We start from the raw sequence: 10,375 nt of genomic DNA, 5'->3' as shown, positions 1-10,375 counted from the left end.
ATTTCCTGTGACCAATAATTAGCTCCTCCACATGCCTCCATAGCTACCAATGAACTTTTATCGAGATTGCTTAAATAGGCTATTAACTCATCTCTTGTAACTTTTTGGTAACCTATTTTTTTGCCATTTTGATCGACTTGCACCAAGTGCATACTATTTTTTGCTAAATCTATTCCTATTATAGTATTTTTTATGCTATTATTTATCATGGTATGAACCTATTAATTAAATTATTATTTAATTTGGAGCAGCTGAAAACTATTTTTCAGCTGACTCCGTACAAGTAAAGCATATTTCGCTTCACTCGTCCATACCATCATTCCCGCGTAGGCGGGAATCTAAACCCCGCACCGAAGCAGGGGTGACACTAAGGTAAAGGGTAACACCTAACTTTTTCGTCATTCCCGCTTCTTCTCATTGTCATTCTCGCTTCGGTGCGGAATCTAGACCCCACAACTGTTGAAAGTTAGAAGGTAAAGCGGGTTTAGATAGGTTTTCTGTCATTGCGAGACCACGCAAGTAGGTCGTAGCAATCCATCTTTGGTTACTTTTATGGATTACTTCGTCGACCTAAGGTCTTTCTCGCTAATAGACGTTGACCACATACGACTTTTAAACTATTCGGTCTAAAACCTCTTCCTCTTCTAACTTTCAACAGTTGTGATCTAGACCCCGCACCGAAGCAGGGTGACACTAAGGTAAGGGATGACGAATTTTGTCCTGCATTTTATTCAAATCTACAAAAAAATTTGATTATCGAGTGTTAAGTTTTCGAAGTATTTTTGAAATTAATTTTTAGCTCCTGTTGTAAAATATCAATCAAATCATCAGATGATTTTGATTGCCATCTATAGTCAATTGATGAGAAATTGGTAACGTCGTCACTCATCGTTCGCCTATTACTTATAGACATCGCTCCATCGCTCCTAGTACCAAATTCTCCTGAATTGGCTATACCAGTAGTGTAATAAAAATGGTAAGGACCACTAATTGGCGAAGATAGCCAAATTTCCTTAGCAGCTGAGTGTTTATTAATAACAAATATGCCTTGGTTGGTAGTTAAAGTTAAAATATCACCCTGGAAATCAATATCGATAAGGCAATCCTTATCTTCTGTTTCAATTATCTCTGCAATTAAAGATATAGTTTGTTCAGCTAATTTAGCAAATTCAGTATTATCCATGCTTAAGGTTCCTTCAAAGTTTTACGATAAGCCTTAACGTGCTTACTATGATCATTAAAATTATTAGAAAAATTATGCCCTCCCGCACCGTTACCAACAAAATATAATGAATCAATTTTAGCAGGATTTACTACAGATTCTAGAGATTTTATTCCAGGACAAGAAATAGCTCCAACTGGTAAATTAGCAATATAATATGTATTATAAGGCGATTGCATTGCAAAATCTTTTTTAGTTAATGGTCTTGTTAGTTTATCTTTCCCAAGTGTTACAGCATAAATTGTTGTTACATCTGATTGTAGTTTCATATGTTTTTTTAGGCGATTTAGAAATACAGCGGCAATTGAAGGTTTGTCGGAGTTTAAGCTAGCTTCCTTCTCCACAATGGATGCTAAGATTAATACATCAAGGCGAGTTTTTAATGGAGAATCAGGTGATAATTTTTCCATAATTTTGTCGAGCTGTAAAGACATTAATTTTCGCATTTTATCAATGATTTGCTCTTTTTGATCGCCATATGAAAAGAAATAGGTAGATGGCATTAAAAATCCTTCCGGAATTGTTCCTATAATCTCTCCCATTAATCGTTCTTCGCTATTAATTTTTTTTATTATTTCATGGACAAGCATACCTTCAGGTATAAGCATTTTATGAATAATTGATTTACCACTGGATAATATCCTTAGAGTTTGCATAGGAGAAATATTTTGAGTAAAAATATATTCCCCACTCTTTATAGAATGTTTTAATGAATATATTTTGGCAAGAAAGGCAAATAAAGCAGGATATTTAATGATGTTATGATCATTTAATGTCATAGAAATTTGATCAGTTGACAATCTAGGTTTGATTATTACCGTCTTGTTTTCTACAAGTTCCCCAGGGGCAAATAAGTAAAATATACAAAAATTGATTCCACTGACTAGTAGAATCAATGTAATAGTTACACAAATAAATTTTATTTTTAGTATTTTCTTAAACAAGATACACCTAATAAGAGTTAAACAGATTCTATAATTATATAGCCAATTCAGGAAAATTTGGAGCTAGGAGGCTGCCTACGATAACGTCCCCAATTTCTCATCAATTGACTATAGCACAAAATAAGCTAGCACTAATAGCATATGAAAAAATTTATTATTTTTTATGATTTTCCAATATATTCCCATATTCTGTACTTTTTATTTTTATAAGCTTATCATATTTTACTTTAAGTTCATTTAGGGAATAATTACCATCATAATATCCTTGGATATTAATAATTCTTTCTAAATAAAAGTTCAACTGCTCAACATCATTTTCTACAATATCATTATCAATTTTTAAATCTTTTGTAATATATGTTAATGCCTGATTTTTGACTGCTGAACAGTATAATTTAAATTCTTGGATTTTTTTTATAATCATAGGAATATCTTCTGGCTTTGTTACTATCATTGCTACTAACATAACCACTAATATTTCTCCTATAGACATATTTTATACTAATTTTTTATGACGATATTTAGGATTAATAACATTTTCACCTGTTAAATTAATCATATAATCATGATAATCTTGGTAATTTCCTTCAAACCATGTAGCATTTCCATCTTTATCAAAAGCAATAATATGGGTTGCTATTCTATCTAAAAACCAACGATCATGGCTTATCACTAATACACATCCAGCAAAATCTAAAATAGCATCTTCTAAGGCTCGTAATGTGTCAACATCCAGATCATTCGATGGTTCATCAAGTAAGATAACATTAGCTCCTTCTTTTAATAATTTGGCTATGTGTACCCTATTACGTTCACCTCCAGAAAGTTGTCCTACTTTCTTTTGTTGATCGCCCCCTCTAAAATTAAAGGCTGCACAATAAGCACGACTTTTCATTGATCTAGAACCAAGTTGTAGCTCCTCAAGACCTGAAGAAATTTCATGCCACACAGTATTGTTATCATCTAAACTATCCCTTGATTGATCAACATAACCAAGTTTAACAGTTTGTCCTAATTTAATAGAACCGTGATCTGGGTTGGTTTTACCAGTGATAATATTAAATAAGGTAGATTTGCCGGCTCCATTTGAACCTATAATACCAACAATCGCCCCTGGAACCACCTTAAAACTAAAATCTGATAACAGTACCTTATCATCATATCTCTTTGCTATATGTTCTGCCTCTATGACTAAATCGCCTAGACGTGGACCATTAGGTATAATAATTTGTGCCACGCTTGATTTTTGTTCTTTTTGTTTGAGTAACAGATCTTGATAGGCAGTAATTCTAGCCTTGCTTTTTGATTGCCTTGCCTTTGGTGATTGGCGTATCCATTCAAGTTCTCGTTTTAATTGTTTATTCCTATCATCATCTTCTTTATCTTCATTTTCTAATTTTGCTTGCTTTTGTTCAAGCCAAGCACTGTAGTTAGAATGCCATGGAACACATCTACCTCGATCCACTTCTAATATCCAATCCGTTACATTATCAAGAAAATATCGATCATGGGTAATAACTACTACTGTGCCTTTATAATTTTTTAAGTAATTTTCTAGCCAAGAGACCGATTCAGCATCTAAGTGGTTTGTTGGTTCATCAAGTAATAACATATCAGGCTTTTCTAGCAAAAGTTTACATAATGCCACTCGCCTTTTTTCACCACCCGAGATTTTTGTAACATCGGCATCTTTATCTGGACATCTTAATGCAAACATAGCAATTTCTATTTCTCGCTCTAAGCTCCAAGCATCACAACTATCTATTTTTTCCTGTAGATCAGCCTGTTTTGCTAGAAGTTCATTCATTTCATCATCGGACATTTCTTCAGCAAATTTATTGCTTATTTCATTAAATTCGTCAATTAAGGCTTTTTTATCATTTAAACTTTCCATAACATTATCGAAAACATTTAGAGTAGGATTAAGATATGGCTCTTGAGCTAAATAACCAACTTTAACCCCATTAGCCACAAAAGCCTCACCATCATATTCTTTATCAATAGCTGCCATGATTTTTAGAAGAGTAGATTTACCTGCTCCATTTGGACCAATAATACCAATTTTTGCCCCTGGTAAGAAGGACAAATAAGTTTCCTTTAAAATTTGTTTACCGTTGATGGTTTTACTTAAACCATTCATAACATAAACATATTGATACGACATAATCCTTAATTCCTTTATTTTTTATATATTTACTTGTAGTTTTTAAATAGTTAGTAGGACATATTATATTAGATATTTTGTTTGTCCAAGTTGTAAATTCAGACATACTAAAAACACCTTTTAAGTTTCCATAAAACTTAACCTTCCCTAACAAGACGATTATTTATAAATACCTCAAGTTCATTTCCTGTTTTATTGGCAATTGATCCACCTTGTGTTTTATTCATAATTTCTAATCAAAACCTCTTCTGCATTTTTCCTTTCATTAGCTTTACAATTAATAGTGCGTGGTGCTTCAATAATCTCTATATAAAAATCTTTATACATCTGCTTTATAAACTGAATATTAGAATTTGAAAGCATAAAATATACACCCTTATCGTTTAACTCTTTGCATTTTTGATAAAGTTTTATCTGATCTGTTTCTGTGAAATCAAGTTTGGTATATTTAGTAAACGATGCATTAATTATAGGATGATAAGGGGGATCAATATAAACAAAATCACCTTTATTTGGAGAAATTTCGCTGAAATCTTGATGTTTTATATCAACATTTTGTAGTAATTTACTACAAGCTATTATAGTTGTCTCATCAACTATTGCTGGATTTTTTCCCATAGGCACATTAAATTCACCTTTGTTATTGGCTCTATAAAGCCCATTATAACAGGTTTTATTAAGATATATGAAACGTCCAGCAACTTCTATATCATTATCATTAATAAATTGTTTCCGGATTTTGTAATAATACTCTTCACAATGATTTACTTTATGTTTTGCCAGTAGCTTTATTAATTCTTGAGGTTTATTTTTAATCACAGCATATGTAATAACTAAATCTAGGTTTATGTCTGATATAGTTGCACTAGCTGGAGCAAGAGCAAACAAAAGCGCTCCTCCCCCTACAAATGGTTCATAATAGCTTTTATAAGTTTGTGGCGTTCTTGAGGATAATTCTTTTATTAAACTTCTTTTTCCACCTACCCATTTTACAAATGGTTTTGCCTTATCGTCGTTTTCAATTATCATGTCATCATTTTTTAGTACAGCTTTTCCTATCCTTGATAAAGCTTCATTAAATGATTCAATTTGCATAAAAATTTACCAAATTATGTTTTACATCTTCAGTCCATTATACAATATTTTTAACGTTCTGCAACTTGCCTTAAATACAGAACCTCCTTTATCTAATAATTTTCTAATGCTATTTTTTATCGGAAACCAATCATATACTGCACCAAATTTTTATATAGTCAATGCAGGGGAATTGGGTAGTATAGTCAATTCAGAGGAATTTGGGGCTAGGAGCGATGGAGCGACGCCTATAAGTAATAGGCGAGCGACGAGTGACAACGTCACCAACTCCTCATCAATTGACTATTAGTACTATAGATTAATTAGATATCTTTACGACCTAAAATTTTAATAGGTTAGCTATACACAATACCTTTTGTCCAAAGTCCAATTCAATTCTTATTGATACAACCCATTTATTGGGTAATTATTAAGTGGTCTTTAACATTTTTATTATTTTAAAATTAAATAATTTTAGAAATAACTTGATTTTTCTGAGGAAATGTGGCAATATCTGCCTTAAGCTGAAGAAGCGGGCGATTAGCTCAGTTGGTAGAGCATCTCGTTTACACCGAGAATGTCGGGAGTTCAAGTCTCTCATCGCCCACCAGTATCTTTGAAATTTACACACTTTTCTGCACAATACCTTCATAAAATTCAGTTATCTTGTCTTTAACCTTAAAGGGATCAAGCATTATATTAACCCCACCTCTAAATTCTGCTGAATTCGCTAAACCACTACTATACCAACCTATATGCTTTCTCGCTAGCTGAACGCCGGTATCGTTCCCGTAATACTCTAGCATGGCATCATAATGACTTAATATCACTTCTAACTGCTCTGCCATTGAAGGGGAGGGTAGTTCTTCTCCTGTTGCAAGATAATGGGCTATTTGAGAAATAAACCACGGTCTACCATATACTCCCCGACCAACCATTATACCATCAGCCCCCGATTTTTGTAAGCATTCCTTAGCTTTAGACAAGGAAGTAATATCTCCATTAGCGATAACGGGAATCTTTACCGCATCCTTAACCTGTCGTATAAATTCCCAATCTGCTTGACCAGAATAAAACTGGCATCTTGTCCTACCATGAATGGTGATCATTTGTATACCAGCATCATAGGCTATTTTTGCCAAATTTGGGGCATTCTTAGTTTGCTCATCCCAGCCAGTACGCATTTTTAAAGTTACTGGGATTTTTACTGCTTTTACTGTAGTTTCTAAGATTTTTGCCGCTAATTTCTCATCTCGCATTAAAGCAGAACCAGAATAGCCGCCAACTACTTTTTTAGCTGGACAACCAAAGTTTAAATCAATAATCTTGGCTCCCATATCCTCATTCATTTTAGCTGATTCTGCTATTATATCGGGTTCGCATCCAGCAATCTGTACGCATGAACCAGTAGCATCATCTTGAATAATCGCACATCTTTGTAAAGATTGCCTTGTTTCAATAATCATTGCCCTACTAGCAACCATTTCAGAGATTACCAGACCTGCACCAAATTTTCGTACTAATTTTCTAAATGGTAAATCAGTAACCCCTGACATTGGGGCTAATATCACCGAATGAGGTAGCTGAATATTGCCTATTTTTATCATAACACATTAAAAAGTTATAAATTAATTGCTGTATAGAATAATTATCATAAATTATTTTAATAAGACATAGTCAATTGATAAGAAGTTGGGGTTAGGATAATTCCTATAGTAATACGAGCATTGAGCGACGACGTCACCAACTTCTCATCAATAAGGTTACCAGTAAGTGTATCTTTTTACAGATACCAAGGATAATCATAAAAATCTTATTGATTTAAACTTTTAATTGTATAGAATTTTTATGATCTTGTAAACAGGAATTTTATCGACAATTTAGCGATATATCCCTTGCAAATATATTGATTAAATATATAATTAACTCTGCTTAAAAATAATAACAAGCAAAATTCACACGTAAGAGTTCAGTTGTTAGTCCAATTTCTTTGGTATCAACTCTTACGGAGGAGTACCTACTGCTAATGTAGGTACATAACTAACATTTCAAGGAGATTAAATAATGTCTAAAATAAAAGCTGTTAATGTCAGAGAATTACTTGATGCTGGGGTGCATTTTGGTCATAAAACCTCACGCTGGAATCCAAAAATGGCACCTTATATTTATGGCATCAGAGATGATATTCATGTAATTGACTTACAACAAACTGCCGCTCTAATGCAAACGGCTCTCAATGTAATATATGAGACTGTTAAGAAAAATGGTAAAATATTATTTGTCAGCACCAAAGTACAAGCTAGTGATATAATAGCTGAGTATACAGAAAAATGTGGGCAATATTACGTTAACCACAGATGGCTTGGTGGTATGTTAACCAACTGGGGAACAATTTCTGGCTCAATAAAAAAGCTAGATAGCCTTGAAAAAGTTCTGGAAAATGAAGAGGAATATTCTGTTTATACCAAAAAAGAAATATTGGAAATGACCCGTAAAAAGGATAAATTACTAAAATCCTTAGGTGGTATTAGACATATTGAGACAAAGCCAAATTTGCTGGTGGTAATTGATACTAATAAAGAGCATTTGGCAATTCAAGAAGCAGTAAAATTAGGCATACCAATAATTGCCATTGTTGACACTAATTCTAATCCAGATAATATAGATCACCCTATTCCTGGTAATGATGATGCAATAAGATCTATTAGACTTTATTGTAGCTTGTTTGCCGATGCTGTACTGGCTGGTATAGAAGAAGCTTTAGTGGCATCTGGTGTTGATTTAGGAAGCATAGCTACTCATGAAGAAAAAAATACCAATATCAAAGCTATTACTAAATTAAAACCGACTAAGAAATTTTCTAAAACTTCTGACCTAAATAACCAAGAGGCAACTAACCAAAAAACAGCAGAGTCAGAGTTTGAAACAGCTTTGGAAATTGCAGAAGTTACTGCGACAGTAAAGTAACTGGACGTGCTAACCAAATAAGGGTATCGTTCCCGCGTAGGCGGGAATCTATAATATCTCAGGGATTTGAGTATTATTTTATCCCCATTACAGGGATGACAATAGACCTCTTGCATAACCTAAAGATAATTGAGGAATTTTTAGGAAAAACGAAGTCGAGTACCGCAGCGTACTAAGATGTACGTGAGGAACGAAGACGAGTTTTGACAACAAAATTACCAATTAGATTAGGTTATGCAAGAGGTCTATTGATAAATACTAGAGGGGTTAACTATATAACCTTTAATTAAGGAGAATAAAATGATAAATGCTGGACTTGTAAAACAATTAAGAGAAAAAACTGGTGCAGGAATGATGGACTGCAAAAATGCTTTGCTTGAAACAAAAGGAGATTTTGAAACAGCTGTTGATTGGTTAAGAAAAAAAGGATTATCAGCTGCAGCAAAAAAATCAGATAGAGTCGCTGCTGAAGGACTAACAGCAGTGCATATTAAAGATAATGTTGGAGTTATTATAGAAGTAAATTCAGAAACAGATTTTGTGGCAAGAAATGATAAATTTCAACAATTGGTTAAAAATATCGCGACATTAGCTTTGCATCAAAGTAATTTACAAGCACTAAATTTACAGTCACTAAAATTAGCAAAAACATCAACAGGCAGATCAGTTGATGAAGAAATATTAGACAATATTGCTACAATTGGTGAAAATTTAAATCTACGTCGCGTGGATGTCTTACAGGTCTCAGAAGGGGTGGTGGCATCCTATGTACATAACACTGTTGTTGAGGGGCTAGGTAAAATTTCTGTTATTGTTGGTTTACAATCGACTAGTAAAGAAAAAGCTAAGCTTCTAGAATTGGGAAAAAAAATCGCTACCCATATAGCAGCAAATAATCCCTATAGCCTTGATGTATCTAGTCTAGATCAAACTTTAGTTGAACGCGAGAAAAATATATTCTTTGAACAATCCAAAGCTTCTGGTAAACCTGATAATATCATTGAAAAAATGGTTGAAGGTAGAATACGTAAGTTTCTTGCAGAAGTTGTTTTGCTTGAGCAAAACTTTTTATTTGACGACAAATTAACAATTTCTCAAGTTATTGATAATATGGCAAAAGAATTAGGAACTCCAATTAAAATTACTCAGTTTATAAGATATGAACTAGGTGAAGGTATAAAACAAGAAGATAAAAACTTTGCAGACGAAGTCGCAGCTGTTATACAAAAATAAGCAAGAAAGAATGTATAGCTAACCTGACTAACATTACTCTGTTATTGCAAAAAAGTATAAGCCGATAAAGCAATCCATTTTTGATTATTTTTATGGATTGCTTCGTCGACCTAAGGTCTTTTTCGTAATGACGGTTGAAGCTTACGCAGTCTTCGCTAATAGACGTTGACCATATACTACTTTTAAAGTATCTTGCCTGAAACCAGCATCTATAGTCATGTATGGACTTACCCGATAATGCAAGAAAAAAATAATATATAACAGCAAAAAAATCGAATGCAGTCATGTATCCGGCTTATAGTTAATAAATTACCTTAAATTTACCCTATAGCCCTGATGGAATTCGCTGGCTTACAAACTTATACTTATCATTTCATCGACTTCTAACGAGCCATTGACTATTTCAGTTTTCTCGTAAGCTAAGGTTCGTCTTATTTACCATCAATATTATCATTCTTTCGCATATTCCGGATTAGAATCTATTAAATTTCTATTTACCTATAATATTATCCATAGTACCCTACAATTTTTGTAATAAATACTCTGCAAAGGTATTGTATATGGGAGGTTGAAGTAGTATAAGAGTGTATTTTCTGACTATGCACAATATACTACTTCAGTCACTGATACTAAACTTTTCTTGGAAAAAATCAAGGCTAGAATGTCTTTCTGGAATGATTATGAGTCTAATTGAGAATTGCTCCGTTAGCGGTAAAAACATGGCACTTGGAATTAAGAGTGAAGCTAAACATAGCTCTAGAATTCAAAGAA

Annotated in this window: 9 protein-coding genes, 1 tRNA gene and 1 pseudogene; 4 read left to right on the top strand and 7 right to left on the bottom strand. The window is 33.2% G+C overall.

All coding sequences use genetic code 11. The features are described from left to right. The 6 genes and pseudogenes from RiCNE_RS04030 to RiCNE_RS04005 all read right to left on the bottom strand — a co-directional run. Positions 1–209, bottom strand: a pseudogene (locus RiCNE_RS04030) (IS110 family transposase); the annotation flags it as partial. Between the two features lie 554 nt (positions 210–763). Next, entirely contained in the window at positions 764–1,183 is a 420-nt protein-coding gene (gene cyaY / locus RiCNE_RS04025; protein WP_094649330.1) for an iron donor protein CyaY, read from the bottom strand. Positions 1,184–1,185: 2 nt separating this feature from the next. After that, positions 1,186–2,166 carry an endolytic transglycosylase MltG gene (gene mltG / locus RiCNE_RS04020; protein WP_094649329.1) on the bottom strand — a complete coding sequence of 327 codons (981 nt, stop codon included), beginning with the start codon at positions 2,164–2,166 and terminating at the stop codon, positions 1,186–1,188. A 154-nt stretch (positions 2,167–2,320) separates the two neighbouring features. After that, positions 2,321–2,659 carry a DUF2672 domain-containing protein gene (locus RiCNE_RS04015; protein WP_133062936.1) on the bottom strand — a complete coding sequence of 113 codons (339 nt, stop codon included), beginning with the start codon at positions 2,657–2,659 and terminating at the stop codon, positions 2,321–2,323. Positions 2,660–2,662: 3 nt separating this feature from the next. Next, positions 2,663–4,330 carry an energy-dependent translational throttle protein EttA gene (gene ettA / locus RiCNE_RS04010; protein WP_094649328.1) on the bottom strand — a complete coding sequence of 556 codons (1,668 nt, stop codon included), beginning with the start codon at positions 4,328–4,330 and terminating at the stop codon, positions 2,663–2,665. A gap of 219 nt (positions 4,331–4,549) precedes the next feature. Beyond that, positions 4,550–5,425 (bottom strand): DNA adenine methylase, encoded by an 876-nt coding sequence (locus RiCNE_RS04005; RefSeq protein WP_204839952.1) that lies wholly within the window; start codon positions 5,423–5,425, stop codon positions 4,550–4,552. A gap of 16 nt (positions 5,426–5,441) precedes the next feature. Here RiCNE_RS04005 and RiCNE_RS07290 point away from each other — a divergent pair, with 16 nt between their 5' ends. Further along, entirely contained in the window at positions 5,442–5,714 is a 273-nt protein-coding gene (locus RiCNE_RS07290; protein WP_239832674.1) for a palindromic element RPE2 domain-containing protein, read from the top strand. A gap of 224 nt (positions 5,715–5,938) precedes the next feature. Next, positions 5,939–6,014: transfer RNA gene (locus RiCNE_RS03995), tRNA-Val, on the top strand. Positions 6,015–6,027: 13 nt separating this feature from the next. Here RiCNE_RS03995 and dusB read toward each other — a convergent pair. Then, entirely contained in the window at positions 6,028–7,011 is a 984-nt protein-coding gene (gene dusB / locus RiCNE_RS03990; protein WP_094649326.1) for a tRNA dihydrouridine synthase DusB, read from the bottom strand. Between the two features lie 457 nt (positions 7,012–7,468). Here dusB and rpsB point away from each other — a divergent pair, with 457 nt between their 5' ends. Beyond that, entirely contained in the window at positions 7,469–8,371 is a 903-nt protein-coding gene (rpsB, locus tag RiCNE_RS03985; RefSeq protein WP_094649325.1) for a 30S ribosomal protein S2, read from the top strand. Between the two features lie 300 nt (positions 8,372–8,671). Further along, the gene (tsf, locus tag RiCNE_RS03980) at positions 8,672–9,604 is read left to right on the top strand and encodes a translation elongation factor Ts (protein WP_094649324.1); all 933 of its coding nucleotides are present in this window, start codon (positions 8,672–8,674) and stop codon (positions 9,602–9,604) included. Positions 9,605–10,375: the final 771 nt, after the last annotated feature.

Source organism: Rickettsia endosymbiont of Culicoides newsteadi (assembly GCF_002259525.1).
In the GTDB taxonomy this organism is placed as follows: Bacteria; Pseudomonadota; Alphaproteobacteria; order Rickettsiales; family Rickettsiaceae; genus Tisiphia.
This window is presented reverse-complemented; position numbering and strand designations above follow the sequence as displayed.

Excerpts from the sequence above, each read along its gene's own strand:
- RiCNE_RS04015 (WP_133062936.1), bottom strand. The coding sequence starts at position 2,659 with ATGTCTATAGGAGAAATATTAGTGGTTATGTTAGTAGCAATGATAGTA.
- ettA (WP_094649328.1), bottom strand. The coding sequence starts at position 4,330 with ATGTCGTATCAATATGTTTATGTTATGAATGGTTTAAGTAAAACCATC.
- tsf (WP_094649324.1), top strand. The coding sequence starts at position 8,672 with ATGATAAATGCTGGACTTGTAAAACAATTAAGAGAAAAAACTGGTGCA.
- cyaY (WP_094649330.1), bottom strand. The coding sequence starts at position 1,183 with ATGGATAATACTGAATTTGCTAAATTAGCTGAACAAACTATATCTTTA.
- dusB (WP_094649326.1), bottom strand. The coding sequence starts at position 7,011 with ATGATAAAAATAGGCAATATTCAGCTACCTCATTCGGTGATATTAGCC.
- RiCNE_RS04005 (WP_204839952.1), bottom strand. The coding sequence starts at position 5,425 with ATGCAAATTGAATCATTTAATGAAGCTTTATCAAGGATAGGAAAAGCT.
- RiCNE_RS07290 (WP_239832674.1), top strand. The coding sequence starts at position 5,442 with ATGTTTTACATCTTCAGTCCATTATACAATATTTTTAACGTTCTGCAA.
- rpsB (WP_094649325.1), top strand. The coding sequence starts at position 7,469 with ATGTCTAAAATAAAAGCTGTTAATGTCAGAGAATTACTTGATGCTGGG.